Annotated in this window: 20 protein-coding genes and 1 riboswitch; of the genes, 2 read left to right on the top strand and 18 right to left on the bottom strand. The window is 49.6% G+C overall.

Going from position 1 to position 16831, the window contains the following annotated elements:
• Positions 1-2 precede the first annotated feature (2 nt).
• From fliI to flgB, 7 genes are all read right to left on the bottom strand, one after another.
• Positions 3-1316: a flagellar protein export ATPase FliI gene (gene fliI / locus WQ57_RS06540; RefSeq protein ID WP_046522932.1), complete on the bottom strand. Its 1314-nt coding sequence runs from the start codon at positions 1314-1316 to the stop codon at positions 3-5.
• Positions 1297-2109, bottom strand: coding sequence for a FliH/SctL family protein (locus WQ57_RS06535; RefSeq protein WP_046522931.1), 813 nt, complete (start codon positions 2107-2109; stop codon positions 1297-1299). The genes fliI and WQ57_RS06535 overlap by 20 nt, the downstream gene beginning before the upstream one ends.
• Positions 2102-3115 (bottom strand): flagellar motor switch protein FliG, encoded by a 1014-nt coding sequence (gene fliG / locus WQ57_RS06530; RefSeq protein ID WP_046522930.1) that lies wholly within the window; start codon positions 3113-3115, stop codon positions 2102-2104. The genes WQ57_RS06535 and fliG overlap by 8 nt, the downstream gene beginning before the upstream one ends.
• Positions 3116-3126: 11 nt before the next feature.
• Positions 3127-4752 (bottom strand): flagellar basal-body MS-ring/collar protein FliF, encoded by a 1626-nt coding sequence (gene fliF / locus WQ57_RS06525; RefSeq protein ID WP_046522929.1) that lies wholly within the window; start codon positions 4750-4752, stop codon positions 3127-3129.
• 25 nt (positions 4753-4777) lie between these two features.
• The gene (fliE, locus tag WQ57_RS06520; protein ID WP_046522928.1) at positions 4778-5074 is read right to left on the bottom strand and encodes a flagellar hook-basal body complex protein FliE; all 297 of its coding nucleotides are present in this window, start codon (positions 5072-5074) and stop codon (positions 4778-4780) included.
• A 63-nt stretch (positions 5075-5137) separates the two neighbouring features.
• A complete protein-coding gene (gene flgC / locus WQ57_RS06515; RefSeq protein WP_046522927.1) occupies positions 5138-5584 on the bottom strand; it encodes a flagellar basal body rod protein FlgC in 447 nt (148 codons plus the stop codon).
• A 5-nt stretch (positions 5585-5589) separates the two neighbouring features.
• Positions 5590-5991 (bottom strand): flagellar basal body rod protein FlgB, encoded by a 402-nt coding sequence (gene flgB / locus WQ57_RS06510; protein ID WP_046522926.1) that lies wholly within the window; start codon positions 5989-5991, stop codon positions 5590-5592.
• Positions 5992-6071: 80 nt separating this feature from the next.
• A riboswitch (cyclic di-GMP riboswitch) is annotated at positions 6072-6157 on the bottom strand.
• 242 nt (positions 6158-6399) lie between these two features.
• Between flgB and WQ57_RS06505 the strand changes: the two genes are divergently transcribed.
• A complete protein-coding gene (locus WQ57_RS06505) occupies positions 6400-7248 on the top strand; it encodes a flagellar hook-basal body protein (RefSeq protein WP_046522925.1) in 849 nt (282 codons plus the stop codon).
• 16 nt (positions 7249-7264) lie between these two features.
• The gene (locus tag WQ57_RS06500; protein ID WP_046522924.1) at positions 7265-8107 is read left to right on the top strand and encodes a flagellar hook-basal body protein; all 843 of its coding nucleotides are present in this window, start codon (positions 7265-7267) and stop codon (positions 8105-8107) included.
• A gap of 467 nt (positions 8108-8574) precedes the next feature.
• Here the strand turns inward: WQ57_RS06500 and flgL are convergent, their stop codons facing one another.
• The 11 genes from flgL to fliD all read right to left on the bottom strand — a co-directional run bounded on the left by flgL (position 8575) and on the right by fliD (position 16661).
• Entirely contained in the window at positions 8575-9456 is an 882-nt protein-coding gene (gene flgL, locus WQ57_RS06495) for a flagellar hook-associated protein FlgL (RefSeq protein ID WP_046522923.1), read from the bottom strand.
• A 24-nt stretch (positions 9457-9480) separates the two neighbouring features.
• The gene (gene flgK / locus WQ57_RS06490) at positions 9481-10965 is read right to left on the bottom strand and encodes a flagellar hook-associated protein FlgK (RefSeq protein ID WP_046522922.1); all 1485 of its coding nucleotides are present in this window, start codon (positions 10963-10965) and stop codon (positions 9481-9483) included.
• A gap of 50 nt (positions 10966-11015) precedes the next feature.
• The gene (locus WQ57_RS06485) at positions 11016-11501 is read right to left on the bottom strand and encodes a flagellar protein FlgN (protein ID WP_046522921.1); all 486 of its coding nucleotides are present in this window, start codon (positions 11499-11501) and stop codon (positions 11016-11018) included.
• Positions 11502-11523: 22 nt separating this feature from the next.
• Positions 11524-11793, bottom strand: coding sequence for a flagellar biosynthesis anti-sigma factor FlgM (flgM, locus tag WQ57_RS06480; RefSeq protein ID WP_046522920.1), 270 nt, complete (start codon positions 11791-11793; stop codon positions 11524-11526).
• A 24-nt stretch (positions 11794-11817) separates the two neighbouring features.
• The gene (locus tag WQ57_RS06475; RefSeq protein ID WP_046522919.1) at positions 11818-12240 is read right to left on the bottom strand and encodes a flagellar protein; all 423 of its coding nucleotides are present in this window, start codon (positions 12238-12240) and stop codon (positions 11818-11820) included.
• A gap of 64 nt (positions 12241-12304) precedes the next feature.
• Entirely contained in the window at positions 12305-12724 is a 420-nt protein-coding gene (locus WQ57_RS06470) for a flagellar basal body-associated FliL family protein (protein WP_046522918.1), read from the bottom strand.
• Positions 12725-12737: 13 nt separating this feature from the next.
• Positions 12738-13520 (bottom strand): flagellar motor protein MotB, encoded by a 783-nt coding sequence (motB, locus tag WQ57_RS06465; RefSeq protein WP_420912383.1) that lies wholly within the window; start codon positions 13518-13520, stop codon positions 12738-12740.
• On the bottom strand, positions 13498-14301 hold the full coding sequence (motA, locus tag WQ57_RS06460; protein ID WP_046522916.1) for a flagellar motor stator protein MotA: 804 nt from the start codon (positions 14299-14301) through the stop codon (positions 13498-13500). The genes motB and motA overlap by 23 nt, the downstream gene beginning before the upstream one ends.
• A gap of 84 nt (positions 14302-14385) precedes the next feature.
• On the bottom strand, positions 14386-14754 hold the full coding sequence (gene fliS / locus WQ57_RS06455) for a flagellar export chaperone FliS (protein ID WP_046522915.1): 369 nt from the start codon (positions 14752-14754) through the stop codon (positions 14386-14388).
• Positions 14755-14775: 21 nt separating this feature from the next.
• Positions 14776-15189 carry a hypothetical protein gene (locus WQ57_RS06450; RefSeq protein ID WP_046522914.1) on the bottom strand — a complete coding sequence of 138 codons (414 nt, stop codon included), beginning with the start codon at positions 15187-15189 and terminating at the stop codon, positions 14776-14778.
• Positions 15186-16661, bottom strand: coding sequence for a flagellar filament capping protein FliD (gene fliD, locus WQ57_RS06445; protein WP_420912382.1), 1476 nt, complete (start codon positions 16659-16661; stop codon positions 15186-15188). The genes WQ57_RS06450 and fliD overlap by 4 nt, the downstream gene beginning before the upstream one ends.
• Between the last annotated feature and the right edge of the window lie 170 nt (positions 16662-16831).

Below are 16831 nucleotides of genomic sequence, written 5' to 3'. Positions count from 1 at the left end.
CTTCAACCTCTGAAATTCGTAATTAATTGCTCGATATTTTCATCAAACCTGGTATTTTCATAGATATCCTGCTGCAGGAATTTTTTAATAAGCGGATAAACACGAATCGCATCGTCTATTTCCTTGTTTGTGCCGCTCTTATAGGCGCCGATATTGATCAGGTCCTCTGAGGCCTCATAGGATGCCAGCAGTTTTTTAAAATGGACAGCTGCCTTTTGATGCTCGTCCGGGACAATATCATGCATCACCCGGCTCACGCTGGCCAAAATGTTGATGGCCGGAAATTGTCCCTTTTGGGCAATTTTCCGATCCAGGACAATATGTCCATCAAGGATTCCCCGAACCGCATCGGCAATCGGTTCATTCATGTCGTCTCCGTCTACGAGCACGGTATAAAAGGCGGTAATCGATCCGTGCCTCGATGTTCCCGACCGTTCCAGGAGCTTTGGAAGCAGAGCAAACACACTCGGTGTATATCCCTTGCTCGTAGGGGGCTCGCCAACGGCCAGGCCGACTTCCCGCTGGGCCATGGCAAACCGTGTGACCGAGTCCATCATCAGCATCACGTTTTTGCCCTGGTCACGGAAATACTCGGCAATGGCTGTTGCTGTCAGGGCGGCCTTTATCCGCTGAAGCGGCGGCTGGTCGGAAGTAGCCACTACGAGCACGGAACGCTTCAAGCCTTCGGGACCCAAATCCCGTTCGATGAAATCACGGACTTCCCTGCCCCGTTCGCCAACCAGTGCGATCACATTGATATCGGCTTCGGTATTGCGTGCAATCATACCCATCAGCGTACTTTTGCCGACGCCGCTGCCGGCAAAGACGCCAATCCGCTGCCCTTGCCCGACGGTCAGCAGCCCGTCGATCGCCCGTACACCTACTTCCAATGGCTTGGCGATCCTTGGCCTTGTTAACGGGTTGGGCGGATGATTATTGGTGGAGTAGTTCTTCAACCCTTTTGGAAGCGGGCTTTCATCCAAGGGATTTCCGGTTCCGTCAAGAACCTGCCCAAGGATGGACGGTCCCACTTTTATTTGCAGCGGAACACCGGTGGCGATGACGAGGCATCCCGGTCCAATCCGCGCCAGGTCCCTTAAGGGCATCAGCAACACCCTGTTTTCCCTGAAGCCGACAACCTCTGCTTCAATAGGCCGTTCCTTTTCGCCTGGATACAACAGGCAAAGTTCGCCTATTTTGGCATTCGGACCTTTTGATTCGATCGTCAACCCAATGACCTGGGTCACTTTCCCGTGTTTTTTAACCGGCTGAATTTCCTCTAGCAAGGCAAGGTACTCATCTTTCTCCAGCATCATGATTCCTCTTCTCCTCACAATAAGCTAGCAATTGCTGCTTTATTTCATCAAGCTGGCTTCTAACGGAGACGTCATAGGAGCCGCCCGCTGTTTGGATGATGCAGCCGCCTTTTGTAAAATTGGCAACAGGAATTAATTTTATTTCGGTATTTTGCCCGATATAGGTTTTAAACTCATCAAGAGAGGGTAAAAGCCTTTTGTAATCTTCCGGAGAAGTCTGAATGATCACATTTTCCTTCTCTTCGACCTGCTTCAATGATTGTTTCACCATGTTGAGCAATTGCCCGGAATGCTGCGTCAGCTCTCCTTTGATCACTTTCTCGGCGATTTTTACGCTAAGCGACAAAAGGAAAGGTTCAGAGTCCTGGATGATTTTTTTTCTTTCTACATACGCCATTTCAAGCAGTTCCTGCATCTGGAGCTGTTTTTGCTGATATTCTGCTTCTGCCTGAAGCATTCCTTGTTCATATCCCGATTGGAAGCCTTGTGCCTCGGCCTCTTCCGCCAGCCTTTTGGCGTGTGATTCCGCTTCTTGCTGCTGCGTGAGCCGCCAGCTTTCAATTTCGGACCTGGCCAATTCCTGTTCTTTTTCCATCTGGTCGTGCAATTGGCCGTACTGCTCTTTCAAGGCGGCGATTTCCATTTGCAGATGCTGTCTCTGTTTAATGGGATCATCGATTTGTTCAAGGGCAGCCAGATGATCGGATTTTTCACGCTTGACCTCGATTTTCCTGGCAGCAATGGTTAATGGCTCGCGATGCGGAAGCTGATTGATGCGAAGGATGTTAGACAATCACATCATCCCCTCCGCCCCTGGATAAGATGATTTCCCCTTTTTCCTCCAGGCTGCGAATCATGGTCACGATGCGAGCCTGTGCGTCTTCGACATCTTTTAATTTCACAGGGCCCATAAAGTCGATTTCCTCGCGGAGAGCCTCGGCCCTTCTTGTGGACATATTGCGGTAGAGGACATTTTTCACCTCGTCGCTTGCCGCTTTTAAGGAGTAAGTCAGATCCTGATCCTCTATTTCGCGGAGAACCCGCTGAATCGAGCGAGGGTCAAGGTAGACGATGTCCTCAAAGACAAACATCCGCTTTTTGATTTCTTCCACGAGCTTTGGATTATCCAGCTCCAGCTCGGTAAGGATCGATTTTTCCGTACCGCGGTCAACCTTGCTCAGTACCTGCACGATGGCTTCCACGCCGCCAGTCGATGTATAGTCACGGGTGCCGGTAGCGGAAAGCTTGCGCTCAAGTATTTGCTCTACCTGATGGATGACCTCCGGCGAAGTGCTTTCCATTAGGGCAATCCTTCTTGCCACTTCCGTCTGCTTTTCGGGAGGCAGCTGGGAAAGGATTTGTGATGATTGCCGGGAATCCAGATACGACAGGACAAGGGCAATGGTCTGGGCATTTTCCTGCTGGAGGATGCTCAATATTTGCTTCGGATCCGCCCGCCTCGCAAAACCAAACGGTTTCACCTGCAAACGGGAGGTGAGACGGCCGATTGTTTCGATAGCCTTATCTTTTCCCAGTGCTTTTTCAAGGATTTCCTTTGCATAATCCAGGCCGCCTTCATTCATGAAGTCCTGGGCCAGGATCATTTCATAAAATTCATTCAAAACCTGATTGGTTTGGCTGCTTTTGATTTTGCGGACATTGGCGATTTCCATTGTTAAATGATCGATTTCCTGTTCGGTCAATTGCTTGAACAACTCGACAGAGACTTCAGGGCCCAGCTCGACTAGCAGCACGGCCACTTTCTGAATGCCATTCAACTCTCGTTCACGTATAGCCATAAGCACCTCTCCTAATCCTGGGACATCCATGAGCGCAGCAATTTGGCAAAGTCTTCAGGCCGTTCCTTTGCCAGCTTCTCAATTGTCTTCCGTTTTGGATTTGCTCTTGATGTAAACTCTGATAAATCAATCTCTTCTTTTTCAGCCTGTGCGGCTTGTGCCACAGGTTCTTCCAGCAAATCGAAAAAGAACTCTTCCTCCTGCTTTCGTTTCCTTCTGCGCACTAAGATCGCGATGACCACAATCAGGAGGATGGCGGCAAGCACGACGCCGGCCACAAGAAGGACATTGCTCGATACCTCGTTAAGGAGGCCTGTGTCAGCCTCTTGTTCAGCTGCAATGGCTTTTCCCTGGAATTCTGTTGCAAAAACAGAAATCCGGCTGTCCAGCTCTTCTTCCGATAGCAAGGCGCCATTCATGCTCAGGGAGTTTGAGACCACATTCGTCAGCAGGTTTCGGATATCGCCGACGGTCTGCTGCGTCAAGCTTACCGGGTTTCCTGGCTCCGGCGGTTCGACGCCTACATTGACGGTAAGGTCATCAATCACGTAGGGACTCAGCTCGATTTGGCGGTTAATCCGGTTGACTTCCCGGTTGATCCTGTCTTCGGTCCGTTCCGATTCGCTGTTTCCAGCCCCGTCCACTCCCTCATAATTGGGAATATCCGGATTGGTGCCGGTCCCGGTTGCCCCGTTCGCTCCGCCTTCGCTTGAGTAGCTCTCCCTGATTCGCTCGACACTGATCTCAATCCCCTGATTGTCGTCAGTGACCGGCTCGACAAGCTGCTCTTCCCGTTTTTCCTTCGTAAAATCCACACTGGCCATAACCGAAACAACGACCTTGTCACGGCCAAGAATCAGCCCAAGCATCTGCTGCAGCTCGCGCTGGATATCCTCCTCGATATCCTTGCGAATTTCGCGCTGCTGCTGATAAACACCAAGTGCCGTATCAATCGGGTTCCCTTCCTGCAGGTCATAGGTGCGGCCGCTTTGGTCCATGATGACAATCTGGTCTGTCGGCAGATTCGGAACGCTCTTGCTGATCAGATGATAAAGCCCGTTAACCTGCTTCTGGTCCAGCTGGAAGGCCGGATCGCCTTTTATGACAACAGACGCGGTTGCCGCTTGTTCCTCGTCCGTAATCCAAATATTTTCTTTTGGAAGGGTAATCATGACATTGGCATCATTAACTCCGGCAATTTGCTTGACCAGGAACGCCAATTCATTCTGCATGGCATCCCGTTCGACAACATCAAATTGGCGGTCTGTCATGCCCATCCCCATATTTTCACTAAAAATACTGTAATTCACATTCCCGCTTTTCGGGATTCCTTCCGCGGCAAGCGCGACCTTCAGGTTGGCCACTTCTTCCTTCGGTACAGAGATGGCCGTCCCGTCAGCACTGACTTCCGCCACTATCCCCCGTTCCTCAATGGCACTTTTGATTTCCCCGGCCTCGGAAGGAGATAATCCCGAATAAAGTGGCGATAGATTAGGCTTCGAAGACATGTACACCATTACAATCAGGAGCCCAAGCGTAAGGACAAAGGTTCCCGCCACCAGCCATCTGGTCTTGCCCGGGAAACTGCCCCATGTCTCCAGCGTTTTATTTTTATATCTTGTTATTCTTTCATTCATCTCGTCATCACCTTAATCATGGGAATCAAACTTGCATTCTCATAATCTCTTGATAGGCTTCCACGGCTTTATTGCGCATTTGGATGGTCAGCTGCAGAGATAAGCTCGACTTCTGTGATGCGATCATCACATCATGAATATCCGTGCCTTCCCCCAATGCCAACTGGGTGGTTTTCTGCTGAGACTCCTTCTGGGCGGCATTCACTTCCTGCAGCGCACTTTTCAACAGCTCCCCAAAACCCTCTCCCTTACTCTCCGGCCGTGATGGAGCGATAGGCTGATTCCCAAAAAGCGGAGCCTGAACCTGGCTAATACTATTCATAAAATAACCTCCTCTGAAGCAGGGGGACGGTTCTCCTGCTTCATTTTTTACTCAAACGATGCGTTATTTTCCAATTTCCAATGCTTTCATGAACATGCTTTTCGAGGCATTCAATGCGGTAACGTTCGCTTCGTAGGAACGTGTTGCGGAAATCAGGTCGACCATTTCCTTGATGGGGTCGACATTAGGCAGGCGCACATAGCCATCTTCATCCGCTTCCGGATTCGTTGGATCATAGGAAAGCTGAAAGGGGGTCCGGTCTTCCTCTATTCTTGAAACGGTAACTCCCGAGACCTTTCCATTGCCTCTGTTCAGCGCGGTCTGCAGCTGCTGTCCAAAGGCGCTTTGTGTCAATTCAACAGACTTTCGGCGATAAGGCACCCACTCACCATTCACCAGCTGTGCACGCGTGGTATTGGCATTCGCAATATTGGAAGAGACAACATCCATCCGCAAGCGGTTGGCTGTTAAGCCTGAAGCGCTGATATTCATTCCGTTAAACAAACCCAAATCCTTTACCTCCCTTCATTGATGACCATACGCAGATTGTTGAAATGGCCATTCACCCGATCGGTCAGCGCGTTATACCATAACTGGTTTTTCGCCAGCTCGGCCATTTCGTAGTCCATATCCACGTTATTGCCATTCGATTTGAATTTGGTTCCATAATTTGTTTTTATGGCAGGGTTGAAAGATGAAACTTCACTGTTGAAAGGTAAATGCCTGGAATTCGTTTTATAACTGTGAATCGCCCGATGGCTGATGGCATCGTTCAATACCTCCTGGAAGTCGACCCTTTTACTCTTGTAATCTGGGGTATCCACATTGGCGATATTGGAAGCGGTGACTTTCTGCTGTAATGCAGCGGCTGACAAAGATCTCTCCAGTACTTGAAACGATTGGGGAAACAGGTTCATCCATTTGACTCCTTTTTTATTTTTCCATTAAAAAAATCCACCCCGAAAAAGGGTGGATTGACAGAATCATCCTACCATCTTTCGGCAACCCGGCTGCCATATTCATGTGAATGAAGGCCCGTGGCTTTGCGTCCTCATCTTTCGAATGAGTTTGCCATTATCGTGACGATAAACTATTTGGTTATGAACTAGTCAAATTCGACATTTTCGCCATAATTCGACAATATTACTAAATCAAGGTTATCATTGACAAATAGAATTGTAAACTTTTTTTAATCAAAATGTAACAGGTGTAATTACCTATTAAATATCAAATATATTTCCAATGAGCCCATTTTTTTCCATTAAACAAATTTTAAAACTTGCCGATAGAAACGATAGAAGATTTTGTCGAAGGAGAGAAATGAAATGTTTCGAGGTCTGTATACCGCCACATCCGGCATGATGGCCCATAACCGAAAGCAGCAGATATTAACCAATAACCTGGAAAATGCCAGCACACCAGGCTTTAAACAGGACCAGACAGCTTTGCGCGCCTTTCCGGCACAGCTGCTTCGGGCTGCAAACGGAGGCTCTTCAGGCAATGGGGCGGCCGCTCTCCCGGGGCACCCATACATCGGCACCCTTCATACGGGCGTCTATGTCCAGGAAGGAACTCCTTCTTTTATCCCAGGTCCGTTAAAGCAAACGGGAAATACAACAGACCTCGCTCTTCTGGATGAATCCCTGCCGGTCAATCCGGAGACACAGGAAAAAGGTACACTGTTGTTTGCCGTCGCATTGGATGACAACCAAATCCGCTATACCAGGAACGGGCAGTTTGCCATGAGCGAGGACGGCTTGCTGACAACAAGCGAAGGGCATCCTGTCTTGGATCAAAACCTGCAGCCCATTCAGGTTCAATCAAATGAATTTACTGTATCAGCAGACGGCGAACTGTCATCGGACGGGCAGGGCAATGGCCGGCTGTGGATTGGATATACAGAGCAACCGGAGCAAATGGTAAAGGAAGGGCATGGACTTTTGCGATGGGCCGGCAATCCGGAAGACGGACCGCAGGCAGCTGAGGACGTGGAGTTCCTAAATAATGCCGGCAATTGGGTGAAGCAGGGATTTATTGAACAGTCAAACGTCGATATCACCCAGACGATGACGGAAATGATCACCACGTACCGCGGATTCGAGTCGAACCAAAAGGTAATTCAGGCTTATGACCGCAGCATGGAAAAAACGGTTAACGAAATTGGCCGGGTTTAAGAGGAGGCACATTAAAATGAGCATTCAATTCCATTCGGCAGCGACCACAATGCGCGAGCTGCAAAAAAAGATCGATACCATTGCCAATAATATTTCCAATGTCAATACCACCGGCTACAAACGCAGGGAAGCCAGCTTTTCCGACACCCTTGTCCACTCCATTGAAAGACAGGCGGGTCCGCAGCACGAACTCGGCCGGAATACGCCGCTTGGACTCCGTGTCGGCTCAGGAGCAAAAATGGCGCAAACCATTCTCCGGTCCGAACAGGGCTCCGGCCTGGCAACGGACCGGCCTCTTGATTTTATGATTGAGGGGAGTTCCGGCTTTTTCCGGGTGGATGCTGGAGGTGGTGTTCGATATACAAGGGCCGGCTCCTTTCAATTGCAGCCAGTCCTGAATTCGGACCAGGTTCGCCTGACCACTTCATCAGGGGATTCGGTGCTTGGCAGCAATAATCAGCCGATTATCTTTGACGGAGACTATGACACGATCAAGGCGGATGCGAACGGAACGATTCAGGTGACCTTTAAGGACCCAGCCAAACCTGCGGCCGAATTCCAATTCAGTGTTGCCAAAGTGAACCGGCCAGGTCTCCTGGAAAAGGCAGGGAGCAACCTGTTTCAACTTCCCGGGAATGAGGCAGAACAGATCGCCAGCGGAACTCTGCAAGTGATCAACCTGGCACAAGGAAATGACGGGTCGATTACAGTGAAGCAAGGCGCACTGGAAGCTTCAAATGTGGACATGGCGGAAGAAATGACCGAGCTGGTCGCCACACAGCGGTTAATCCAGTCCCAGGGGCGGGCCATTTCCTTTGGTGATGACATGATGGGACTTGTAAATACAATCAGGGGGTAAAATTAAGGGTCGGGCGGCTTTTTATGGTTTAGGAAATAGATAAGTGCGTGGTAAAAAGAACATTTAGAGGAATCGAGCGAGGTTTGCCTACCTTTAATGAGGAATTTGCTAATAACTCTTGGTATTTTGCGGCTTTTTTAATCTTAATTTACCTGCAGTGGTATTAGATAATGCGAGTACTAGCATTAAAACGACCAGGTATCAGCATTTAAACCGAGTACTAGCATTAAATCGTATAGGTGCCTGACCCCCACTACTGTAAAGGATTAACGTACTGAACGGTGCCTGACCCCCATCACAGTAAAGGATTAACGTACTGAACGGTGCCTGACCCCCATCACAGTAAAGTGTTAACATACTAAACGGTGCCTGACCCCATTCTATAGGGGTCAGGCACTTTTGATTCGAGGAGTTTCCCCAGAAAAAAGAGCACTTCCCGTAAAAAGGGAAGTGCCCATCTTTTCTATTTATCTCAGATAATCCACCAGTGTGGACTGAATCATTTTGGATGTGACCGCGAGACTTGCCTGGTAGACAGCTTCTTCACTTTTCAGCTTGGTGATCGCCTCGGCAAAATCGACATCCTCCAATTTGGAAAGCATCGACTGCAATTGAAAATGGCTGTCCTTCAGGCGGTTTTCAACAGCTTCCACCCGCCCCTTCACCGCGCCGGTTTCCGCCCAGGCAGTCAGGAGCCGGTCCATCCCTTTATCCAGTTTCCCAAGCGGGATGGCACCGCCGTCCCGGAGGGCCCCAGCAAGCTCTTCCAAGGATTGGAACAGGTTAGCATCATCCTCTGCACTGCCAAACAGCACATCCGCCGTCACATTGGCCTTGATGACGACACCATCTGCCACCGAAAAGGCCACCGCCCCGGTATCAAAGGAATTTGTCTTATAGGAATCAGCTTCAGGATAGGGCGGCTGATTCGTTTTTTGCCCATTGAACACATACTTTCCATTCACCTTCGTATTCGCGATTTCGCGAATCTGCCCTGCCAGCTGCTCGACTTCTGCGGCAATAGTGGCCCGGTCCTGCCCGGACAGCGCATCATTGCCACCCTGGACGGCCAGTTCCCGTACCCTGTGAAGAACATTCACCGTTTGGTTCAAAGCATGGTCGGTTTCCTCCAGCCACATGGAAGCTGTGTCAATATTTCTCGTAAACTGCTGATTCGCCGCAATCGCGCTTTTAAGATTCATCGACTTGCCTGCCCCGATTGGATCATCAGATGGGGAGGAAAGAAGCTTCCCGGTGGATACCTGTTGGCCGATCTTTTCAAACCGGCTTAAATTTTGATTCATATGGCGGACTGAGCTTTGATGCAGCATTTGCTGTGTGATTCTCATTGTGGTTTACCTCCAGTCAGCAACTTAACGGGCTGCCATCCGATTAATGATCGTATCAAGCATTTGGTCTGTTGTCGTGACCACTCTTGCAGCTGCATTATAAGCGTGCTGGTACTTAATTAAGTTGGCCATCTCCTCATCAAGGGAAACTCCAGTGACAGACTGGCGCCTGTTTTCTGTCGCCATCAGGGCAGCTTCCTGATTCGCAGCAAACCGGCTTGCTCTCTGGCTCTCGGCCCCCAGCCCGCTGACCATGGATTGATAAAACTGATGGATGCTGCCGGACTCGCCGTTAACACTCAAATCGTGGTTCCTCAGGCCGCCCATCAGCTGGGCGAGCTGCCGATTTCCGGTGACGGCCTTTTGCTGGCCATTAACCACTTCGGACCGCAGTGAAGAAGCGATAAGCCGAATATCCGCGACAATCGCCGGATTTACTTCCAGTGACGAGATTGTAAAATTGGCCTCATCTCCCACAAACAGCGGAGCTCCGGGCTGCACATTCCCGTTAGCATCCTCCCTCATGGACCAGCCCAATTGCTGCAATCCATTGATGCCCTTTACCGTTACCTGCATCGTCTGTCTTTCCGGAACCACTGTCCCGTCTGCCAAATCACTGCCACCGGGAATTTCCACTTGTATATCCCCAAAAACAAGGCCCTTTACCATATCGTTCAGCTTTTGCTGGTAGGAATCGACGGTTTCAATCGATTTGAATGTGCCCAGGATGCTGCCGCTGCTCAGTTTGCTCCGGGAATCAAGCAGTGTTCCAATGTTCGTCCCTTCCACCAGGGAGGTTCCATCAGAGGCTAATTTGATGCTGTACATCCCGTCCCGCTCAACAACATTGATGGATACAAGCTTCGAAAGCTCCTCTACATAGACATCGCGCTTGTCGAGCAAATCGTTCGCCTGTACGCCGGTGCGCCTAATGCTTTGGTTCAGGTCGGCGATCAGCTCCAGATAACCGTTGGCGTCATTAATTTTTGCATTTATTTGCTGTTGTAAATCATTTTTAAGCTGACCCATGGAACGGTCCATATGCTGGGCCGTCCCGACGAGGGACTGTGCACTTTCCTTGATGACGGCGCGTGCGGACAGACTGTCGGGCTCATTGGCCAAATCCTCCCACGCTCCCCAGAACTGGTCCATGGCGGCCCGCAGTCCTGTTTCACTCGGTTCGTTCACCATGGTTTCGAGCTTGGCCAAGGCATCCTGCTGAACGGACCATTCTCCAAACGCTGCCGATTGCTCCCGGTACTGCCTGTCCAAAAAGCTGTCCCGCACACGCGTAATGGAATCCAGCGACACCCCGGAGCCAAGCTGGCCCGGGTTCACTTGGCCGCTTGTCCAAACATCGAGCGAAGGAGACGCGGTTACATTCACCTGCTGGCGTGAATAGCCTTTTGTATTGGCGTTGGCCATATTGTGGCCGGATGTCGTGACCCCTGCCTGCCCGGCATATAAACCGCGCTTTCCAAGTTCTAAACTATGAAAAGTTGAAACCATGTTTTTCCCTTCCTTTTTCGCTCTATCAAGCTATCTATTTACAATGGGCCTCATGCCTTCGTGTCAAAAAAAGCGCGGCTTCCCGCCTGTGTTTTTTGCGGACTCAGCGGGGATTGATAATTGAAATGGCGCTGTCCGGAATAGGCCACCTGGTCAATCATATGCTGGACAAAATTCAAGGAATCTTTAAGCAACAGCTCATTCACCTTGTTCTTTTCCTGCAGCTCGACCATAAGCTCCTTTAATGTATCGATGCGGGACCGCAGCTTTTTTCCGCCAGACTCGTCAGGAACGGCATGTGCCAATTGGCCGAAGGTTAGGGACGGATGTGCCTGCAAAAGCTGTTCCGCCTGCTCAAGCCGCTGGTTTTCCAATTCGCCGAATAGGTTGACCAGCCTGGCTTCTTCCCCGACAATAACATTCAGTTCAGACATATCCCGCTGAATCAAAGCCATTTTTTTCCGTTCCGATAGGCTGATAAGCTGTTTTTGTGTGATAATCATTTTTTCAAGAGACTGAATGATGAACTCAACCACCCGGCTTCCCCCTGTTTATCCTCTATTTGTCAAACCAGAATTTATAGACCTTATTCGCAACTTGCTCCGGGCTGACTTGATATTCCCCGGACTGGATCTGGGCTTTCAATGCCTTGATTTTTTCCTGTCTGGCCGGGTCTGCACCCTTCTTTTCAAACATCTCTTTCGCCTGCTGTGAAATTTGAAGCTGGTCCTCGTTTTGCACTGGCTTTGTTTTTTCCACTTTCGAGACTTGAGTTTGTTTTTGATACGGCTGAATATAGAATGGGCCTGACGATTTATCGATATTCATTCTCTCACCACCATGCGGACGCTGTTATTTTTCTTGTTTTAACCGCCAATATTGCGACTCTCGATAGGCTGTCTGCCGGTTCACGCCCACTCCATCTTTTCGGATGGAATGCTCGATTTCAAGCGATAAACCTTCAAAACAGCTATGACAAAGAATTTGCTTTTTAATCAATGTACCACAATAGGCGCACGGATATCCAAGATTAGGAAAATCCTCGGCGTAAATGCGGCCGTCACGGATGAAACCAGCAATTCGTTTTACGGAAACATCCGTACTCTCGCTGATCATTTCAACGGTAACATCACCATTTTTATCTTTTGCTAAAAAGTCTGTTACCCGGAGCAATTGCTGCTCCATTTCCTTGAAGCAATCCAGGCAGCAATCTGAATGTTCTTTTATATATAACCTTCCGCAGTATAGGCAATTATCCAATTGGGCTGACTGCATGTTAAAACCACCCGGTTTCTATATATATCGGCAAATACCTGTAAAATATTAAGCCCATTTTACGTTATTGCACCTTGAATTCTGTCACTAAAACTCTTTCAACCCGTCCCGACTCGACCATTGCCTCCAGCTTTGCGTACAGCTCCTCTTCCAGGTTGGCGATCCCTTCCCTTCCTGTCAGCTGGTCTTTAGTAAAACCGGCAAGGATGGCAATCACCGCCGCCCTCACTTCAGGCTTTCTCATATCCAGCTCAGCCTTTGCTTCCTTGCTGTCCAGCAAAATATTAAACTGGACAACAGCAAAGTTATTGGAGGCCAGGTTCGTGGTGATAACATCGGTATCGACGCTCAACTCAACAATGTCTTCCACTGACGGCTTTTTTTCACTTCCAAATCCAAATGCGTCTTTCCCTAAAAAGAAGACCGATCCCATGCCAATAACCACTACTGCGGTAATGGCAAGAAAGATGTTCAATTTCCCCATAGGCCACCTCTGTCTATTCATTTTGTTGTTGATACGGTAAAATCAGCACTTCCACCCGGCGGTTTTTCGCCCTGCCCTCCAGTGTGTCGTTCGTATCGACCGGCTGGTATTCACCATACCCTGTTGCACTGAATTTCCTCGGATCCAGTTTCGGATTTTCAATCAGGATTTTCATAAAATTGATCGCCCTGGCGGAGCTAAGCTCCCAGTTCGACGGGTATTTCGCCGTCCGGATTGGACGGTTATCCGTGTGCCCTTCAATCACAATCTGCCTTGGCGGGTCCGATACGAGCAGATGGGACATTTCCACGGCCAGCTTCCTGGCCTCATTTGTCACATCCCCGTCCCCCGAGCGAAATAGCACTTCATCGGTAATCGTCACCAGTAAACCCTGTGCGGTCATTTCGGTCTGCAGCCTTGGCGACAGCCCTTTTTCTTCAATGTATCCTTCAATCGATTGCTGAAGTTCCCCAAGCTCTTTAAGGTCCTGTTCCAGCGTCATTTCCGATTCCTCATGCTCCGGCTTCTGCTCGGTTGAGGCTTCTCCCTGCTTTGGTATCTGCCCCGTTTCATCGATGTGTTCCACGGGCGAATTGTAGTCAAGGACGCCTGTCCCGCCTTCCATCGCAGAGTTGAACGACTTGGCAATCGCTTCGAATTTTTTTGAATCCACTTCGCTGGCGGCAAATAGGACGATGAACAATGCGAGCAGCAGCGTCAGAATATCGGCATATGGAATCAGCCATGATTCATCGACATGTTCTTCATGCTTCTTAGTACGCTTCAACCCGTCCACCTTCCCTTGCAGCTTCTGCTTCGAGAACCCGGTCCTTTGCCGGAAGGTAGGTCAGCATTTTCTCTTCCACCAACCGCGATGGAATGCCTTCCTGGACAGCAATCAGCCCTTCCACCATAATCTGCTTGATCCTCGCTTCCTCCTGTGACTTCCGCTTCAGTTTATTGGCAAATGGATGCCATAAAACATAGCCCGAGAAAATCCCGAACAGCGTGGCAATGAACGCGGCCGAAATCGATTTCCCAAGCAAGGCGACATCCTCGAGGTGGCCCAGGGCGGAAACAAGGCCCATCACGGCGCCAAGAACACCCAATGTCGGCGCATAGGTACCGGCCTGCGAGAAGATCTTTGCCCCAAGCTCATGGCGGTCCTCCATGGCGGCGATCTCCTCCTCGAGCATCGCGCGGACCAGCTCGGGCGACTGGCCGTCAACGACCATTTTCAATCCTCTTTGCAGGAAAGGGTCCTCCACTTCCTCGGCACTATCCTCCAGCGCCAGAAGACCTTCCTTCCTGGCGAGATTCGCCCATTCCGTAAAAATGGGGATCAGTTCCTTTATGCTCATTATTTTGGAATTGGTAAAAATAACCTTGAACAAAACAGGTACCTTCTTCAATTCGTTCATCGGAAAAGCAATCGCCACAGCCGCCACTGTTCCGAGAAAAATGATGACAAGGGCGGCTGGATTGATTAGCGCGGCCGGGTCCGACCCTTTTAAAACCATTCCGCCAACCAGTACAACAATCCCAAGTATAATGCCTAACAATGATGTTTTATCCACACCATTCCCTCTTTTCCGTTCATAGTTGTAAAATAAGTTTTTAATTTAATGACCTCTAAGACCAGTTGCTTCCTGTGCGGAATGCTACTGTTTCACAAGGTCCATCGCTTGCTTCCAGACGTCACGGAATTCCAGCATGAGCTCCTCTGCTTCCTCGAGGGCGGCCAGGTCATTATGCATATTGGCGTCCACCAATCTTTGATGGATATAATCATAAAGCTGTCCCATGCCGCTGGACATTTCGATATCGGGATTCAGGGTGACATAAAGCTCTTGAACAATTTTCTGCGCCTTGAGGATATTGGTGTTTTTCTCCTCGAATTTCTGTGCTCCCATCGCCTTTTTAGCCAGCCTGATAAACTTCAGGCACCCATTGTAAAGCATGAGGGTCAGCTCCTGCGGCGAAGCGGTCATCACAGAACTTTGCTGATAGGATTGATAAGGATTGATCATGGTAGGAAATCCTCCTGAAATTTACTTCCGCTTATCGATGAACGACCCATCGGTGGCGATCGTTTGATAAGCTGCGATATATTTTTTGGACATACTTTTCGTTTCATGGATGCGATGCATCTGCTTCGAAAAAGACTGGTGCAGGCTGCCCATTTTTACTTGCAGAGTTCGCTCAAGTGTTTGCAGCCTTTTTATCTGCTGCTGTTCGTCTTCATTCCAGCGGAGTGCCTGCTGCCCGCCATCTTCATTCCGGCGGAGTTTTAGCAAGGCGTCCAGCTCCTTAATAACACATTCGCGCTGGTCCAGCAGTGATTGTACGCGTTCCAATTGCTTCGGGGCGTTCTCCTTCATACTGGGATGAATCGCATTTGCCTGCTGAATGATCTCTTCCGTTAGCAGCAGAAGATTTGTTAATAATTTTTGTGCCTCACTCATGACATGCCGCCAAACATGTTCTGCTGCATCCACAGACTTTGCTGGTTCATTTGGTTGATTGCTTTTTCCATCGCGGAGAACTGATTCCAGTACCGGTCTTCAATCCTGAATAATCGTTCCTGCCAATTGCCTACCTCTTCATTCATCTCTCTGAGCCGCTTTGACAGAATGCTGTTATCCACCAACATTCCGGGCGTGCCGGCACGGTCGCCAAGACTCTTGATCGAGGTTTGCAATTCCTTATAAATGCGGTCCCCGATTCCAGGGCCGGCAGGGTCATTTTTCGCAAACACATTCATCACTTCATCCGGCCTCTCCATCAGGGCCTTTTTCAGTTTGTTTTCATCAATAAACAGCTTTCCGCCTTCCCGGTAGTCCCCCGTATTGATCCCGATTTCCGACAGCAAGCGAATTTCACCGTTTGCAATGCCTTGAACCGGGTCCATGATGGCACGCCTTAGGCTGTTCAAGGTGTTTTGCAATATCGGTTCGTTCCTCAGCAAACCGCTTTTTGCCTTTTCTTCCCAGAGCTCAATTTCTTTCTCTGACATCGCTTCTTTCTGCTCATCCGTCAATGGGGCAAAGTCCCGGTGACGCGGCTCCGTCAGCTTTGTTTCAATTTTACCAATGATCTCATTGTATTTATCGACGAACCCCTTGATGGAGTTGAATACAGCCTCTGTATCGCTTTGGACATTAAAGGTGACCGTTGTGCCAGGATCCGCTTTTAAAAGATTGATATTCATCCCGTTGATCGTCACTGCATTCGAAGATAACCCGGTGATGGGGATGCTGGCGCCGTCGCTGCCCTTGAAGTCCAGCTGGGCATCCTTTCCCTGCCCGCTGTAGGCTCCTGCTGTGCCGCCCATAAGCTGGTCAGCCAGTCCTCCGGAGATTTCAATCCTTGTATTGGGCCCCATATCCTTCGTGGAAAGGAAGAAACGGGAAGTGGTATCATCAAAATTCGCCCGAATCCCCAATGACTCGCCGTTCGCATTGACGGCACCGGCCATCTTTTTCGCGAGCGACTCGTAAGTTTCCGACCCATCCGTCGTGATGGTGGCACTTCCTTTGTCGGTCGCAAGCGTGAAAGAGCCCGCCGGAACCAGGTCGGTCGACTTTTTGCCAAGGCTGCTTGATGAATTAAGTTTCGCCGAATCCGCCAGCTGCTTGACGGTGACCGAATAATGGCCGGGGGTCGTATTCACGGTTGCCGTGGCCGTCGCGATATCCGGATTCGAGGAAGTGATGCTGTACGCATTAAAAGACGACTGCAGACGCAGATTCGAGGCACTTGTCCTCAATTCGGTCAGCATCAGGTTAATGTCGCGATAGCCATCCTTTTGCCATTCCATCCACTGCTTCTGCTGCGTCAATTTATCCAAAGGCATCCTTTCAGCCTTCATCAGATTTGAAACCAAACTATCTATATCCATGCCGGAAGCCAATCCGCCAATTCTCAACCCAATCACTCCGATCCTATAACTCTCATAACCCTAATATCGGCATAATCTCTCAGAACTTTAGCGAGGCAGGGGGACGATTCTGCTGCTTTATTTTTAAAAGAAGCAGCAGAACCGTTCTCATGTTTTAGTCAAAAAAAACGGCAAAGCGTCCAACCTCGCTTTGCCGTCATCTCTTT

This window comes from Mesobacillus campisalis (assembly GCF_000986785.1).
Taxonomy (GTDB): domain Bacteria; phylum Bacillota; class Bacilli; order Bacillales; family Cytobacillaceae; genus Mesobacillus_B; species Mesobacillus_B campisalis.
This window is presented reverse-complemented; position numbering and strand designations above follow the sequence as displayed.